Annotated in this window: 10 protein-coding genes; 6 read left to right on the top strand and 4 right to left on the bottom strand. The window is 66.5% G+C overall.

Annotated elements, in window-relative coordinates; all coding sequences use genetic code 11:
- Positions 1-68 precede the first annotated feature (68 nt).
- Positions 69-1,601 carry a helicase HerA domain-containing protein gene (locus WMF12_RS35965; protein ID WP_437741223.1) on the bottom strand — a complete coding sequence of 511 codons (1,533 nt, stop codon included), beginning with the start codon at positions 1,599-1,601 and terminating at the stop codon, positions 69-71.
- Positions 1,602-1,851: 250 nt separating this feature from the next.
- Complete coding sequence (locus tag WMF12_RS35960; RefSeq protein ID WP_437852498.1) at positions 1,852-2,535, bottom strand: FxLYD domain-containing protein; 684 nt, start codon at positions 2,533-2,535, stop codon at positions 1,852-1,854.
- 1,403 nt (positions 2,536-3,938) lie between these two features.
- On the opposite strand from WMF12_RS35960, the gene WMF12_RS35955 reads away from it, so the two are divergent.
- The 3 genes from WMF12_RS35955 (at position 3,939) to WMF12_RS35945 (ending at position 8,329) form a co-directional block, all read left to right on the top strand.
- Positions 3,939-5,708: a DUF1592 domain-containing protein gene (locus WMF12_RS35955; protein WP_437852496.1), complete on the top strand. Its 1,770-nt coding sequence runs from the start codon at positions 3,939-3,941 to the stop codon at positions 5,706-5,708.
- Positions 5,709-5,727: 19 nt separating this feature from the next.
- Positions 5,728-7,359: a DUF1552 domain-containing protein gene (locus WMF12_RS35950; RefSeq protein WP_437741220.1), complete on the top strand. Its 1,632-nt coding sequence runs from the start codon at positions 5,728-5,730 to the stop codon at positions 7,357-7,359.
- 196 nt (positions 7,360-7,555) lie between these two features.
- A complete protein-coding gene (locus tag WMF12_RS35945; protein WP_437852494.1) occupies positions 7,556-8,329 on the top strand; it encodes a hypothetical protein in 774 nt (257 codons plus the stop codon).
- Positions 8,330-8,415: 86 nt separating this feature from the next.
- Here WMF12_RS35945 and WMF12_RS35940 read toward each other — a convergent pair whose 3' ends face one another.
- Positions 8,416-8,982 (bottom strand): hypothetical protein, encoded by a 567-nt coding sequence (locus tag WMF12_RS35940; RefSeq protein WP_437852492.1) that lies wholly within the window; start codon positions 8,980-8,982, stop codon positions 8,416-8,418.
- 596 nt (positions 8,983-9,578) lie between these two features.
- On the opposite strand from WMF12_RS35940, the gene WMF12_RS35935 reads away from it, so the two are divergent.
- The 3 genes from WMF12_RS35935 (at position 9,579) to WMF12_RS35925 (ending at position 15,559) form a co-directional block, all read left to right on the top strand.
- Positions 9,579-11,639, top strand: coding sequence for a tetratricopeptide repeat protein (locus tag WMF12_RS35935; protein WP_437852490.1), 2,061 nt, complete (start codon positions 9,579-9,581; stop codon positions 11,637-11,639).
- 759 nt (positions 11,640-12,398) lie between these two features.
- Entirely contained in the window at positions 12,399-13,949 is a 1,551-nt protein-coding gene (locus WMF12_RS35930; protein WP_437852488.1) for a DUF1592 domain-containing protein, read from the top strand.
- An 83-nt stretch (positions 13,950-14,032) separates the two neighbouring features.
- The gene (locus WMF12_RS35925) at positions 14,033-15,559 is read left to right on the top strand and encodes a DUF1552 domain-containing protein (RefSeq protein ID WP_437852486.1); all 1,527 of its coding nucleotides are present in this window, start codon (positions 14,033-14,035) and stop codon (positions 15,557-15,559) included.
- Between the two features lie 167 nt (positions 15,560-15,726).
- Here the strand turns inward: WMF12_RS35925 and WMF12_RS35920 are convergent, their stop codons facing one another.
- Positions 15,727-16,293, bottom strand: coding sequence for a hypothetical protein (locus WMF12_RS35920; RefSeq protein ID WP_437852484.1), 567 nt, complete (start codon positions 16,291-16,293; stop codon positions 15,727-15,729).
- Positions 16,294-16,365 lie beyond the last annotated feature (72 nt).

Raw genomic sequence — 16,365 nt, 5'->3', positions numbered from 1 at the left:
TCGGGCGGCGCCTGCGCGCCGCGAGCGTCTGGGCGCCCCGCCAGGGCTCGGCTCGGAGCCGCCTCTCGTCAGCCGCTCTGGATCGCGCGGAGCACGGCCGCCTCGTTGAGCGCGTGACGGCCGCCCTGGAGCGAGGCGAAGCCCGCGCGGGCGAGCGCGGTGAGCGCGTGCGCGGCGCGCCGGATCTCGACCTGGCTGCGTGAGCCGCCGCGGGCGGCGAGCTCCTCCGCGGTCAGCGCCGCGCCGCGGGCGAGCAGCTTCGCGGCCAGCGCGACGTGCGCCACGGACCGGGGGGATCGGCGCCGCGCGTGGCTCCTCGCGGCGCTCACCATCTGCTTGACGCCGCGCACCTCGAGCATCGTGGTGGCCGGCATCGCGAGATCCCGGAGCGACGGAGAGGCCGGTTTCGCGATGATCTTCACGGCCGCGCCGCCCGATGCCGCGGCGGGCGCGAGCGCGGGCGCCCCAGCGACGCGGTCCATGGGCGCGCCGAGCGCGGGAGCCGCGGGGGCGCGCGGAGCGGCAGCCGCCGGCGCCTGCGCGACCTCGCCATGGCCAACGCGCGCCACGATCTCGCTCTGGATAACCACCTTGACGACGCCGGCCACCTGAAGCGCGGTGCGCAGCTGCCCGGCCTCGGCCTCGGCGGCTCTGCGCGCCTCGTCGGCCCGGGCGAGCTGCTGCTGGAGCCGGCGGATCTCGGCCCGCAGCGCGGCGCTCGGATCCGGGCCTTGCTGGCTCGCGCTCTCGGCCGCGAGCGCCTCGCGCAGCTCGTCGAGGAGCGTGCTCAGCGTGGCGTCCGCGACGCGCGGCACGCCGCCGGGCTCACCGGTCCAGCTCGGCGCCTCGCCGCCGTGGGCGGTGTGGCGGGCGCGCCAGCGCTCGAATCCCCCGGCGGCGGGCAGGAAGAACTCGCCGGCCGGGAGCGCGCGGAACTCCTCGAACGTGTGCCCGTCGACGAGCGCCCTCACCGCGTCGTAGTCGCGCTCGATCTCGAAGCCGCCGATGGCGGGGAAGTTGAGCTGGCTCATGAGCTCCTTCGAGACCGCCTGCGTGCGCTGGCTGGCGACGACGAGGAGGACGCCGCGCTTGCGGCCCTGCTTCGCGAACCGGTGCAAGATGTCCGAGGTGAGCGACGCGCCCGATTGAGGCGCGAAGATGTGCACCTCCTCGATCACGACGGCCGCCGGGGCGCGGCGCTCCGAGAGGAGGACCCAGAGCCGCTCGAGGAACGGGAGCGCGGCCTCTTGCTGGGAGCGGCTCGTCGGCTGATCCGACAGATCGACGATGAGGCCGAGCCCTTCGTCGAGCACCCTCGCGAGCGCGATCTCCGCCGCGCGCTCGCCGGAGGGCAGCGGCAGGTCCGCGTGGGCGCCCCCGAGGACGAGGACGCGGAACCGCTCGCGCAGCGTGTAGAGCTCCCCCTCGGGATCGATCGCGACGACAGGGATGCCGGCGGCGAGCAGCTCCTCGCAGAGGACCCCGACGCCGAAGCTCTTGCCCCGGCCGGAGGAGGCCCAGATGCCGACCCGCAGCCCGGTGCGCGCGTAGTCGGAGAGGTCGAGCTGGTAGCCGTCGCAGAGGGAGAGGATGGGGCTCACTGGGTCGCTTCGGGCCGGGGGTAGGATCGGCGCGCTCGTGGTGAACTGTAGGCGAGCGCGCGGACGCGCGGGAGGCGGGGGCAGCATCGCGGCGGAGTCAAAGGCCACAGGGCATGTCGCGCCTCTCTGCGATCGGGCGCGGCCCGCGCTACGGGCTCATCCGCGCCGTTCGGCTCGCTGCGGCGTACCTTCCTGCGCCTCATTCGCCTGCCCCTGGCCGAATCCGTACCACACGAACCTGCACCCCGCTTCACGGAGGAACCGAAACCGTCGGATAGGCGACGTGACCAACGCCGACATCGTCCACGGTAGTCGTCTCGAAGGTCCAGATCCCGCCGGGCGGAATGTCGGCGGCCGCGCTGCTCGTCGCCATGCCGAGCGGTCGTCCGACTCGATTCACCGGGAAGACCGTTATCTTGGGATCGCTCACTGCCACATCGAGTCGGTTCTCGAGCGTGCCCATGTAGGCGTTCCCGGCGCCTCTGCCGACGGTCTTCACCTCGCTGACGTTGACGGCATCGACGGGGACCACGTCCACGGTGAAGGCCGGAAACCTGTGTTTCAGATACCCGAGCTCCTCGATCACGAGGTCACCTGGGAGATCCGCTGAGCCCGTCATCGCGATCTCGCCCGGGCCGATGCAGGGGATCATCACGCCAGAGCCGTCGTCCAGCCGATAGAGCCGACCGCTGAGCAAGCTGCCGCCCCAGGTTGTCACGAGCTGTTCGGCCTTGTCGATGAAGTAAAACATCAGGCCGGCGTCGCAGGACGGGGTCTCCCCGTCATTTCTGACCGCGGCGTAGAGCTCCGGGCCCGTCGCCCCCTGCACCAGGGTGAAGGCGACCAGCTTGAGCCCAGCCCCTTCCTCGTCCATGTCGGTGCTGGACAAGCCTTCCGGCACGAAATGAAGGCCCTCGCCAGGGTCCCCGCCCATGCCGCCCCCGCCCGCCTCCGAGCCGCTCGAGCCAGCTCCCGCCTCGCCGCCGCCCCCGCCTCCGCTGCTCGCGGTTCCGCCCACTGGCAGGAGGACTCCACCGCTCCCCGACGAGCCGCCGCTGGCAGTATCCCCGCCGCTGCCGGGTCCGCTCCCGCCGTTGCCCGCCCCATCATCGGGGGGGCTCGCCGAGCATGCGAGAGGGAGGGCAAGAGCGACAGCCCCGATGACGACCAAGGACTTCGATTGCATCGTTGTGCAGAGGGCGCGGGGCAGGGAAGCTGGCTTCCGAGGGCTCACGCTAGCGTCACACCGCCTCACGGGCAAGCGCCAACCTGCTGAAGCCTGGAGAGCGAGTGTTCAAGTCCAAAAGCCCACGACTCCACGACGACGACACCGAGTCTTCATCCGCGGTAGCCCCCGCGTTCTCAGCGGCCGCCGGGCGAATCTCCTCGACGAGCGCCTCGACGCGCCCGGTCGACACCCGCACATCATCGACCCAACGCCTGGTCGAGCGGGGCCGCGCGCCCGCTCTCGCGAAGGCCGCGGAGGAAGGGGAGGCCGCGCCCTCCCATGAACCGCGTCGACGACGTCGCGAGCAAACCCGGCTTTCCGAGCCAGAAGTGACCGCCCCGACCGCAGATGACCCGATTGGCGTGATGGTCCTCACGTTGGGTGATGCGGCGCGTTGCCCACGAATGACACGAGGTTTGGAATGCCATGGTTGCACATTTGGGGACCTACTGGATTCGTGAGACCCGTGCGCCCGCGCAAGAAGCGCCGGCCTCTCGCGGCCGAGCGAGCTCTCGTCGAGCGCTCCTTAGCTGCTGTCGATCGGCCGCTCGAGCCCGGCGACAGATGCTCCGTTCCCATTGGCGCTATCCAGCATGGTTGTATCTCGCGGGCGCACTTTTTAGTTTGAGAACTCGCGCGGATGGAGCTCTATCTAGAGGAAGGTTGAATCGCCCGCGCGCCGCTGGCGCGCGCAGGGCTCGACGTCAACGCCGCGTTGCGGCGTGATCGACGGGCACAGCGAGGGACATCCCCCGAACGTCGACGGCGCCTCGTGCGGTGTCGTGGTCCACGCGTACTCTCCATTCCGCGGCGCTCGAGCTCGACGGGGCGGCCGAGGAGAGCGTTTTTATGGCTCCGATCGCGCCGCCGCGCCGCGTCGCAATGACGCGCTTGGCGGCCCCTGCAGCGGCCCGCGCGCGTCGCTGTTCCGCAGCGAACTCGGCGTCCGCGCGCCAATCGGGCAGTTTCTCGAGGTCGAAGAGGGCATCAGGGCGCCGCTCGTACGCCGGTGTTTCACTATCACGTCTCCAGAGGAAGCGGTCGGCCAGACGCGCGTGATCTCCCGGATGGCGACCCTCGGACTGATTCATAACTTTTGATCCGCTCCCATGATCACTTCGGTGCGGACCGGGAATAGTGAGGTCATGCGAACGTTACGGCAACTATCGTACATTGGTACGACAACATTTTTCACCTCATTGACCTTCCTCGCTGGGTGCACCGGCGAGATAGCGCCCGGCGATGGTGAGATCACCGGCGGCGGGGAGACCTCCGGCAGCGGCAGCGGCAGCGGCAGCGGCAGCACCGGTTCGGGGGGCACGGACGAGCCCGACAACGGTCCCCCCGAGAAGTGCATCCCCGGCATCCCGATCACGAGCCAGATCCCTCGGCTGCTGAACCGGCAGTACGACAATACGGTGCGGGATCTCCTTGGCGTCACCAGCGTCGACAGCAAGCTGCCGTCCGAGCAGCTCGTCGACGACTTCGACGGCCCGATGACCCCTGACGCGTGGCGTCTCTATCAAGAGGTTGCCGAGAAGATCGCCAAGGCGGTGATGGCTGGGTCGAACAAGTCCAAGTTCATCAGCTGCGATCCTGCGGCGGCCGGCTGCTTGGAGCAGACCATCAAGACCTTCGGCCGCAAGGCGTTCCGTCGCCCGCTGACCGATCTGGAGGTGGCGCGGTTCCAGAAGCTGGGCCAGATTACGCCGGCAGGGACGCCCGCCGAGGTCGCCGAGGCAACGCTGGTCGGCTTCCTCGTGTCGCCGTCGTTCCTCATGCTCCCCGAGCTGGCGACCGACGCGGATGCGTCGGGTCAGGGCATCAAGCTGTCCAGCTACGAGGTGGCGACGAAGCTTTCGTACTTGCTCTGGGGCTCCGCTCCGGACGAGGTGCTGAGCGCGGCGGCCGACAGCAACGAGCTCCAGACCAAGGAGCAGATTCTGGCCCAGGCGCAGCGCATGATCGCTGTGCGCGAGAAGACCGGGCCGCTCGTGACGGCATTCCATCGCAACTGGGCGCAGATGAACAATGGAAACGCCCACTGGTGGAAGATGGATCACGACACCGAGACGTATCCGTTGTACTCCGACGCCGCCAAGCCCAGCTGGCAGGCAGAGCTCGACGCCTTCTTCGAAGACATCGCGTTCGAGAACGGTTCGTTCGACGACCTCCTCCTCAGCAATGTCGCCTTCGTCAACAAGGACAACGCGGCGATCTATGGGCTCGATCCTGCGAGCTACGGCACCGAGCTGACCAAGGTGGAGCTGGACGCCAACCAGCGGCCGGGCTTCCTGACGCGCGTCGGGTTCTTGAGCTCCTACGCGGGCTACGACGCCACGAGCCCGATCCTGCGAGGCGCGTTCATCTCGGTGTACCTGCTCGGCGTCAATCCGGGGCCGCCCATCCCCGGCGCCACCATGCAGACCGTTCAGGGCGACTTCGCAACGCAACGCGCGAGGATCGAAAAGCTGACGGAGCCGGCATCCTGCAAAGGCTGCCACTCGGTCATCAATCCTCCGGGATTCGTGATGGAGAACTTCGACGGCATCGGAAAGTGGCAGACGACCGATCCTCTTGGTGGTGCGATCGACGCAAGCGTCACGACGAACACCATCGACTTCGGCGACGGTAACGTGAAGGAGATCTCCTCTCCGCTGGCGCTCATGCAGGAAATCGCTCAGCTTCAGAAGGCCAAGCAGCTTTACGCTGAGTCGTGGGTCTCCTATGCCTTCGGGCGGGATCCGAACGGGAAAGATAAGTGCGTCGTCGATCAGATCGACATGAATCTGTCTGAGGGGGGCTACAGCATCCTCAACCTGCTGGCCGATCTCACTCAAGCGGATTCCTTCCGCGTGCGCGTCCGCGAAACGCCGTGAAAGCTGAGGAAACTTGACCATGAGCAAGCAACTGAACCGCAGAATCTTCCTTCGTGGCCTGGGCGGAGCCGCCCTGGCCGCGCCGTTCCTCAGCTCCGTGTGGGAGCGCGACGCAAAGGCCCAGACCGCTTCGGGTGGGAAAGCGTTCATCGTGATGTTCACCCACTACGGGTGCGTCACGAACAAGTGGTTCCCCACGAAGACCCAGGGTGAGCTCACGGCTGCTGACCTCCAGTCGACGAGCCTCGCGGCCCTCGCTCCCTACGCGAAGAAGCTCCTCATGCCGCGCGGCATCCGCTCGATGAACGAGTGGACCTCCAACATGAAGCGCGGACAGGGGAACGACTCCCACACGCAGATCGTGGGGTCGTTCTTCACCTGCCAGCCGGTCACTCCGAACAGCAACGACCCGTTCAGCTTCAACCAGGCGACGAAGTTCAACGCGAAGCCTGTCGGTCCTTCGCTGGATCACGTCATGGCCCAGCAGCTCAGCCCGCAGGGCACGCCGTTGCTCATCGCCACGGCTGGCCAGAATGACAACTCTCAGTCGGCGATCTCCTACTCCGCCGCCGAGACCATCTTCAGGGGCCTCAACGCGTCGCAGGCCTTCAGCAGCCTCACGGGCCTCTTCCAGACGGGGCAGCCGATGAATCCGGACACCTACGCGGCGCTCCGCGGCAAGAGCATCCTCGACCTCGTGAAGGATGATCTGCAGACGCTCGAGCGGTTCGACATGAGCCAGGCCGACAAGCGCAAGCTCGCGGCCTGGAAGGAGCTCCTCAACCAGACGGGGACCGTGGTGGCTTCCGCGCAGTGCAGCGAGGAGCTCGGCGCGATGCTCGGCGCGACGTCCGCGAACGCCTCCAAGGCGTCGTCGGGCGGCCTGGGCGTCGACGTCCTCACGACCAAGGTCTCCGGCGATCTGGATGGAGCGGACATCAGCTCGGCCATCGCGGCGCTCGCGGCCGCCTGCAACGCCAACCCCGTCATTTTCCTGAAGTACCCGGGAAATTACAACTTCAAGGGGCTCGGCATCACGATGGAGTCGCACTCCCTCTCGCACCGCCTCGACAACGCCGGCATGACCGGCAGCTGCCTGCCCAACGCGCTCGAGTGGCTCGTCAAGGTGGACACCTATTACGCGCAGAAGTTCGCGAAGCTCGTCGGAATGCTCGACAGCATCCCCCAGGGCAATGGGCAGACGGTCCTCGACACCAGCGTCGCTATCTGGTTCAACGAGATGTCGGACGGCAACGCGCACAACCTCAACAACGCGCCGATCATCCAGGCCGGTAGCGGCGGCGGTTACTTCAAGACCGGTCAGATCATCAACGTTGACCCCGCGTCGACACCGACGAACGGCAACAGCGAGTCGCAGTGCGCCAACGGCAGCGGCCAGGTCAACGGTATCAACCAAGGCACCGGGACCGATTCGAAGGTCGGCAACGCGCCGATCAACAAGTACTTCTGCAACATCATGAACGCCATGGGCGTGAAGGCGGGCGCGGACGGCTTCCCCGCGAAGGGTGGCTCCGCGGAGGTGACCAAGTTCGGCTATTCCGACAAGACGGAAGAGTTCATCGGTGGGAAGGGCGCAGTCGCCGGCGCCTCGATCAAGAATCCGGGCGGGTTCACGGAGCTCAAGGCCTGAGCACTCTCGGCGCCAGGTCCTGAACACCCCGACGAGCTCGGGTCCAAAGACCCCTTCTTACCGAAGGGGTCTTTGCGCTTGTGCACGGTCGGCGACCGCGGGCATCGCGAAGTTGCCGCTCTTCGAGGTGCGCCTCACGGCGCGACTCCGTGCTGTCCAACGATGGCGGGCAGCGATAGGCTGGGCATCTCTTCTCATGTTCATGCTGGCGAAGCGTTTCCTCATCCCTGCTGCTGTGCTCGTCCCGCTGGCCTGCTCGAGCGAGGCGAGCGACGGCGCCGGGGTGGGCGGGGACACTGGTGACGAGGCGCTCATCGTCCCCGAAGACCTCACCATCCTGGCGCTCCCCGGCGGGAACGGCGTGCTCAACGTGATCGCGCTAACTCTCCGCAAAGGACCGACCAACACCGAGCTCTACGCCGCCTTGCGGAACGACGGGGATACCCCGGCCTGCAGCGCTGCCCTCTCCGTCGAGCTCTACAACAAGGCTCAGCAGTCCCTGGCATCCGGGATCAACGGGTTGCTGACTCAGCATTTCTATCGAGTCACGGATGGCTCGGACGCGATCGCTGCGTGCGTGGGTCCAGGTGACGTGACCATGACCTCGGTGACGGATCTGCCCTCGGACATCGTGATCGAAGATGTGGGATACGTCGTCTACCGGTGCCCTTACTTCGCTCTCGACGTCGTTCCCATCGATGGCCTCACCGCCAGCGAAGTGAAGGCCGTGACGGGTGGCGCCGGCACGGTGTACACGGGCACGCTCTTCAACGGGCTCGACGTGGCGGTGAGCGATCCCTCTGTCACGGTCTTCTCAGTCAATCGCGTCGGGCGCCCGCTCGGCGTCGCGATCGCCACCGGCGCAGTCCAGATCCCGCCGGGTGGCAGCTGGGCCTTCGAGACGAACACCGTGGACATGCCCGGAGCTGATCAAGCGGCATATCCGGCAGGCGCGATGGCAAAGCAGTAGACCATCCGACGGGTCGCTCGGCTGTCCCATGACACGATGCGCCCGTGGGGCGCCGCAACCCGTCGGCGGCTACTCGCCAAGCCCGGCTACTCCTGCGCGCCGTCCGCGATCCATTGCGTGAGCGCTTCGATGTAGTCGGGGGGTATGCACTTGGCATCCCCATCGTTGACGCATTCAAGGGGCATTCGCGGAGTTCCGCCGCACGGCCCCTTCAGGATCTTGATGAGCGCGCTCTCTTCCGGATTCTCGGTGTCGACGAGATCTCCGCAATTCTTGGTTACGTGGGAGCTCACCCTCATGTGGAGCTCGCCGTCGACCATCAAGTTCAGGGGGTTCATATCGTCGTTATGGCAACCCGCCCCGAAGCACGCGTTTTGTATAACGAACTGCAACGTCTCGAACGTCGGTTCTTGCCCGCTGCCGCTGCCGGTCGAGCCGCCGTCGCCACCGGTGCTCGCGCTGGTCGAGCCAGCCCCGCCCGAACCGCCGGACCCGACCGCGCTCGAGGCAGACACACTGGCGCTCGTGCTTCCGGCCTCCGTGCCGCCGGCGCCTCCAGCGCCGGTATCGTCAGGGTCGTCGGAGCAGCCTGGAAGCGGTGACAGGATGGCGACGAATGCTGCCGCGATGAAGCTTGAGAATCGAAATTTCATGGTTCACGACGAGGATGGTGAGAGAGAAGGTTTAGCTCTCGTTCCCGTGGATCGAAGCAAAAGGCTTCGAGCTTCGGATTGCAGAGGCGACGCGCGAGCCACGTCGCCCCCAGGCAAGAGCTGCGCGAGACGTGGAACGTCCTCTTGTGCGGGTAGAATGAGCAAACGCCACCCGAAAATCAAGCGGTTCGTGGAGGCCATCCTGGCGTACAGCCATGCTGTACGGGTCGATTGGCACTCGTGCTTTGTGCGCTCAAGCCGGTCTCACGTGCGCTGAGCGCCTCTCGAGACCTCCCGTCACCAGGCAGACGCGGGCGCGTCGCGTCGTTGCTCCTCGTCGCACCATGTCAGCAGGGCTCTTCGCCGCGCCAGGCGTCCCGCCCGAGCTCGGTTGCTTGACTTGGTCCGGCACGAACAACGTCGGGAGGGGCGAGGAGCCCCGAGCGCGATCCGAAAGTCAAGCTCCTCGAAGTGGCCCTCCCATCGTACAGCCATGCTGGACGGGCCGGTCGACATGAAAACCGGCTTGCGCTCAGCGCCAGGGCGCAGCCATCCTGCTCAGCGAGATCCCGCACTCTTTCGACAAGGAACTCCCCGTGACCGCCGCTTCGCTCTTCGAACTGGCAGTGCAGTTTCATCGGGCCGGGCAAGTCGATCGCGCAGAGCTCCTCTATCGCGGCGCGCTCGAGCAATCGCCCGGGCATGGCGACGCGCTGCTTCTTCTCAGCGTGATCACCGTCCAATCCGGTCGGCTCGCGGAGGCCGCCGCGCTTCTCGAGCGAGCCGTCCGCGTCGCCCCGAACAACGCCCTCTACCTGTCGCATCTCGGCGACGTGTATCGCTGTCTCGGCCGGAGACCCCAGGCGGTCGCCGTGTTGCTCATGGCCGTCGCGCGGAAGCCCGACTTCGCCGAAGCGGTGTTCAACCTTGCTCTCACGTTCGAGGAGCAAGGGGACCTGGACGCGGCGGCGGCGTGCTACGAGCGCGCTCGCGATCTCGAACCTGGGTTATTGCAGGCTGGCGAGCGCCTCACGAGCCTGAGGGACCAACGGGGTGCTGCCGCCGGGGTCGGTCCGGCGGCGACGCGCAGCCCCGAGTCGAGCTTGAGCGCATCCGATGCCCTGGCGGCCCTCGGCGAGACATTGCGCCTCGGCGGCCGGTCGGACGACGCGGCGGCCTGGTACCGCGTGGCGCTGAAGCTCAATCCGCGGATGGCCAACGCGTACACTGCGCTCGGCGCGATTCACGCGGACGCCGGCCGTTTCGACGAAGCGATCGACGATCTGCGTCGAGCGCTCGAGATCGACCGAAACTTCCATGTCGCTCGGGATTATCTCGCCGCCGCGCTCGGCGAGTCGGGGCTCCTCGACGAGTCCCAGGCGATGTACCGCGAAGCGGTCGCCCTGTGTCCCGACGACCCCGCTGCGCACAGCGCTCTTCTCTTCAACATGCCGTTCTGGCCGAACGTCACCGAGGGCGACATCCTGGCCGAGGCGCGCGCGTGGAATGCCCGGCATGCCCGCCCCCTCACCGCGCAGGCTCCCCCTCACAAGACCGATCGCTCGTCCGACCGGCGGCTCCGCATCGGTTACGTGTCACCCGACTTCCGAACGCACGTCCAGTCTCTCTTCACGATCCCGCTGTTCCAGAACCATGACCACCGGCAGTTCGAGATCTTCTGCTACTCGAGCACGGACAAGCCGGATAACCTGACGGATCGCATTCGCGGTCATGCCGACGTTTTTCGCGAGGTCGCGGCGCTGGACGACGCTGCCCTGTCCGAGGTCATTCGACGGGATCAGATCGATATCCTGGTCGATCTCACCATGCATATGACTGACCGCCGCGTCCTGGTCTTTGCCCGCCGGCCCGCTCCCCTTCAGGTGTGCTGGCTGGCGTACCCCGGGACGACCGGCCTCGAATCGATGGACTATCGTCTGTCCGATCCCTTCCTCGATCCCCCCGGCGCAAACACGGACGTCTACACGGAGGAGACCCTTCGGCTCCCCGACTCCTTCTGGTGCTACGACCCGCTCACCGACGTGCCCGACGTGAGCGCTCTCCCCGCTCTCGCGGAGGGGAGGGTCAACTTTGGCTGCCTGAACCACTTCCGGAAGGTGAATGAAGGGGTGCTTCATGTCTGGACGAGGGTGCTGGCCGCGGTGCCCAGGTCGCGGCTCACGCTCATGGCGCCTCAGGGAAGGGCGCGGGACCGGGTGCGCTCGATCTTCGAGGAAGGGGGCGTCCAGCTCGATCGGATCGAGTTCGTCGATCGGTGCGGGCGGCTCGACTATCTGCGAAGGTACCGCGAGATCGACATCTGTCTCGATACGTTCCCTTCCAACGGCCACACCACGAGCCTCGACGCGCTGTGGATGGGCGTCCCGGTGGTGACCCTCGCAGGTGAAACCGTGGTCGGCCGCGCCGGCGTCTGCCAGGCGATGAACCTGGGTCTGCCGGAGCTCATCGCGTCGACGCCGGAAGACTACGTTCGGGTCGCCAGCTCGCTCGCCGAGGACCTCGAGCACCTGGGCGAGCTTCGCCGAACGCTGCGCGATCGCATGAAGCAGTCGCCGCTCATGGACGGCCCGCGCTTCGCCCTCAATCTCGAGTCGATCTACCGCGACATCTGGCGCCGCTTCTGCGCTCGAGCCTGAGGCGAGGGCCGCTCGACGAACGCGGCTGGCCGGGCGAAATACAAATACGTTCGCGGGCCTGCGGGCATTGTAAGGGTGATGGAGACGCGGCAGACGCGGGCATTCGGGGGGCGTTCCGAGGGGCGGCCGGGCGTTTGTATCCATTAAGCAGAAGCTCGCAGCCTGGAAGGAGCTCCTCAACGCGACGGGAAGCGTGGTGGCTTCTTCGCAGTGCGACACGTCCCTCGCCATGGCGCTCGGCGCGACGCAAGAGAACGTCGACCTGGCGAGCACGACTTCGAGCGTCCGATCATCCAGGCTGGCGGCGCCGGCGGCTATTTCAAGACCGGCTGGGCCGTCAACGTCGAGGACGGCTCGCCCGATCTCACGACCGGGAACAGCGAGATCAAGGCAGCCCGAACAGCCGACCGATCGCTTCGCAGACAACCCGGGCCGCCACCTCATCCCCGAGGGCGACGGCGCGGCTCAAGGTGCCAGTAAGCTCGGCAACCCCAGCGGCCCGAGGCGACGGGTTGGCCAGCGCCAGCTCCCCGAGTCGGTCGGGCCCGCGTTGGAATCATGCGCAGGGGGATCAGCTCGACGCACGTCGGGGATAGTCACATTATGCGAACGCTGCGGCAACTAGCGTACATTGGTACGGCAACATTTTTGACGTCATCAACTTTTCTCGCTGGTTGCACTGGCGAGATAGCACCCGGTGAACCAGGGGTCTCCTCCGGTGGCGGGGAGACCTCTGGCACCGGTACGGGGGGCGGGCCGGTGGAGCCGGACCCCGGCGACCCGGATGTCTGCACTCCCGGCATCTGGGCGACGTCTCAGGTCCCGCGGCTCTTGAACCGGGAGTACGACGCGGTGGTGAGGGATCTGCTCGGTGTGACGAGCGTGCCGAACGCTCCCACGGGCAACCCGTCCTCTCTCCTCGTGTCCGACTTCGAGGGCAGCATGACGGACATCGCCTGGAACTCCTACCTCGTGGCTGCCGAGAGCATCGCCGCCGAGGTGATGGCTGGGGCGAACAAGTCCAAGTTCATCGCCTGCGATCCGGCGGCGGCCGGGTGCCTCGAGTCGACGATCCGCGATTTCGGCCGCAAGGCCTTCCGCCGCCCGGTGACGGACGAAGAGGTGCAGCGCTACATGCGGTTCAACGCGCTGGAGCCCAAGGGCACGCCCGCGGAGGTCGCCGAGGCCATCCTCTTCGCCATGCTCGCTTCGCCCTCGTTCATCACGGTCCCCGAGCTGACGGATGACACGGAGAACGGCGCCATCAAGCTCTCCAGCCACGAGGTGGCGACGAGGCTCGCGTTCCTGCTCTGGGGCTCCATTCCGGATGACGCCTTGAACACCGCCGCAGACGCGGGTCAGCTCACCACCAGGGAGCAGATCCTCGCGCAGGCGGAGCGGATGGTTCAGGACCGCACCAAGACGGCGCCGATCGTGGCCCTGTTCCATCGTGCTTATGCGGACGTTCGTGAGGGTTCGCACTGGGGACAGGTCGAGCACGACACGACCAAGTTCCCCGACTACTCCCCGGACATCGTCGCTCCGATGCTGGCTGAGATCGACGCCTTCTTCGAGGAGGTGGCGTTCGAGGGGGGGTCGTTCAAGGACATCTTCCTCAGCAACGTCGCTTACGTGAACAGGGACACCGCTCCGATCTATGGGCTCAACGCCGCCGACTATGGCGCGGAGCTGACGCGGGTGGAGCTCGACCCGAAGGAGCGGCCGGGGTTCTTGACCCGCGTTGGGTTCCTGAGCTCCTACTCGTCCTTCGGCGCCACGAGCCCGATCCTCCGGGGCGCGTACGTCGCCAACAGGCTGCTCGGGCTCACCCTGAAGCCGACGCCCGGCGCGGACCAGACGCCGCGGCCTCCGGGCCCGTTCTCCACGGAGCGTGAGGCCATCGAGGCGCTGACCTCCCCTGCGGGGTGCGTCGACTGCCACAGCAAGCTCGTCAACCCGCCGGGCTTCGTGCTCGAGAGGTTCGACTCCGTTGGCAAGGTGCAGACGAAGGATCCGCTCGGCGGCGACATCAACGCGACGGGCGACGTCTACTTCAGCGACACCAACACCAAGACGATCACGACTCCCCTCGAGATGATGACCGAGCTCGGTGCTGGTGCGATCGCCAAGCGTCACTATGCCGAGCAGTGGGTCTCCTGGGCCCGCCGGAGGGTGCCGAACACGAACGACGCCTGCACCGTCAACGAGCTCAGCGACAAGCTGTCCAACGACGGCTACACCATCATCAATTTGCTCACGGATCTTACCCAGGCCGATTCGTTCCGCCTGCGCACCATCTTCGGGAATTGAGAAGGAATACGACCATGATGAAGAACCTTAACCGAAGAGTATTCCTCCGAGGCCTGGGTGGAGCCGTCGTCGCTGCACCTTTCTTGGGCTCTGTTGCCGAGCGTGACGCCGAGGCGCAGTCGGCCGGCGGCGGCGCTCCGAAGCGGCTGATCGTGCTCTTCACGCACTATGGCTGCCTGACGAACCGGTGGTTCCCGAAGAAGTCCCATGGCGAATTGACCGCCGCCGATTACGAGGCGACGACGCTCAAGCACCTCGCTCCCTTTGCAAAGAAGCTCCTGATGCCCCGTGGCATCCGGGGGATGAACGAGTGGAGCTTCGGGCGGACCCACGGCCAGAACAACGACCCCCACGGTCAGGTCATGGGGTCGTATTTCACCTGCTACCCGGTGACGCCCGAGAGCGACAAGTTCAACGCGAAGTCGACCGGGCGGTCGCTCGATCACATCGCCGCGGAGCAGGTCAACCCCAACGGCGCCGCTCCCCTCGTGATGCAGATCGGCGGGGTGCGGCAGGACTCGTTCTCCAATTTCTCGTACGACAAGCCCAAGCAGATCTTCCCCGGCATCGGGTCTCCGACGACGATCTACAACAACCTCACGGGCCTCTTCGGTCAGGGTCCCGTGTCGCAGGATACGTACAAGGTGGCCCGCGGCAAGAGCGTGATCGACGTCGTGCGGGAGGACCTGGAGACCCTCGAGCGGGTCAGGATGAGCCAGGCGGACAAGCAGCGGCTCTCCGACTGGAAGGACCTCCTCCACCAGACCACGAACACGGTCAGGGCCCAGTGCAGCGCCGCCCAGGCAGAGGCGCTCGGGTTGACGGCCCAGTCCGTGCAGGCGGCCTCGCAAGGGGGTGGCCTCGGGATCGACCTGTCGAAATCGACGAACGTCATGATGGACCTCGCGGTGCTTTCGGCCATCTGCGACCAGAACCGCGTCATCTTCATGAAGTTCCCCGGGACCCTCACGTTCAAGTGGGACGGCATCAATCATTCGAAGGACTCCCATGGCATCTCCCACCGCGTTGGCGACGCCAACATGGGTGGTGATTGCGTTCCTGGTGTCATCGAGATGATTCAGCAGATCGACGACTGGTACGCGAAGAAGTTCGCTTACCTCGTCGGTCGGCTCGACAGCATCGACGAGGGCGAGGGGAAGCTCCTCGACAACACCGCGACCGTCTGGTTCCAGGAAGACTCCGACGGCAACAGCCACAACCTCAACAACCTGCCGATCCTCCAGGCAGGTAGCTGCGGCGGCTACTTCAAGACGGGTCAGGCGGTGAACGTCGAAGGTGGCAAGGCTGACCTGGCCGTCGGTAACAGCGAGGCTGCCTGCGGGCCGGGCCAGACGAAGCTCGAGTTCGGCGAGATCGATGGCACGGGGACGCCGCCGGATGTCGCCACGCAGCCGATCAACAAGTACTTCTGCAACCTGCTGAACGCCATCGGGGTGAAGGCCGGCGCGGACGGCTTCCCGGCGATCGGTGGCTCGGCAGAGGTGACCCACTTCGGCAAGCACGACGACACCAAGCTCTTCGCCAGCGAGAACAATCCAGTGTCCATCAAGGACGCTGGTGAGTTCAAGGCGCTTCGCGCGAACGGCTGATCGTCGCTCGTGCCGGGTCTGCCGGCTTGGGCGAAATGAAAACCAGGCCCCTCCCTCAGGAGGGGCCTTTTGCTTGGCGCTGGGTCGCAGAGGGTGCGATGACCTCGTGCCACCAGCACAACGACGCGGAGCTCCGGGGCGGAGCCCGCGTCGTTGTCATCGGCCGCTCACTGCTGCTGCTGCGCGCCGTTGGCGACCCACTGCTCGATCGCGTCGATGTATGTCTGGGGCAGGCACGTGTATTCCGGGCCGGGCTCACCGACGCATCCATTGGGCATGCGGGCGATATCCCAGCAGGGGCCTTTGAGGATCTTGACGAGGGCGCTCTGTTCTGGCTCGCCGGGGGTGACGAGCGGAATGTCTCCGCAAGCCTCGGAGATGTGCGTCGTCAGGGTCGCGTAGAGGGTGTCGTCGTCGAGCAGCCTCGGTTCCGCCTCGCCGTTGTGGCAGCTCGCATCGGAGCAGCCAGCATTCGCGACGACCGCTCTGACCGTTTCAAAGGTCGGGTCGACCGCTGAGCCGCCACCGCCGGCTGCAGCGGAGGTCGAGCTCGAGGCCGTGGCCCCTCCGGCGCCATCCCCGCCCGAGCCCTGCCCGCCGGACCCGGACGTACTCGAGGTAGTGCTCGTGCCGGCTTCCGAGCTGCCGGTGCTTCCATCGTCGGAGCAGCCTGAAAGCGCTGACAGGAGGGTGAGGACCACTGCGGCGGCGAAGTTTGAGAGTCGAAGTTTCATGGATCGTGATTAAAGTGGTTAGAGAGAAAAGTATAGCTCTCTCGCCGGTTGAAACAAAGGGAAAGGCTTCGA

Source organism: Sorangium sp. So ce363 (assembly GCF_051520435.1).
Taxonomy (GTDB): Bacteria; Myxococcota_A; Polyangia; order Polyangiales; family Polyangiaceae; genus Sorangium; species Sorangium cellulosum_B.
This window is presented reverse-complemented; position numbering and strand designations above follow the sequence as displayed.

What these genes read in the sequence shown, in the direction of transcription:
- WMF12_RS35950 (WP_437741220.1), top strand. Translation starts at nt 5,728, where the DNA reads ATGAGCAAGCAACTGAACCGCAGAATCTTCCTTCGTGGCCTGGGCGGA.
- WMF12_RS35955 (WP_437852496.1), top strand. Translation starts at nt 3,939, where the DNA reads ATGATCACTTCGGTGCGGACCGGGAATAGTGAGGTCATGCGAACGTTA.
- WMF12_RS35960 (WP_437852498.1), bottom strand. Translation starts at nt 2,535, where the DNA reads ATGGGCGGGGACCCTGGCGAGGGCCTTCATTTCGTGCCGGAAGGCTTG.
- WMF12_RS35945 (WP_437852494.1), top strand. Translation starts at nt 7,556, where the DNA reads ATGTTCATGCTGGCGAAGCGTTTCCTCATCCCTGCTGCTGTGCTCGTC.
- WMF12_RS35940 (WP_437852492.1), bottom strand. Translation starts at nt 8,982, where the DNA reads ATGAAATTTCGATTCTCAAGCTTCATCGCGGCAGCATTCGTCGCCATC.
- WMF12_RS35920 (WP_437852484.1), bottom strand. Translation starts at nt 16,293, where the DNA reads ATGAAACTTCGACTCTCAAACTTCGCCGCCGCAGTGGTCCTCACCCTC.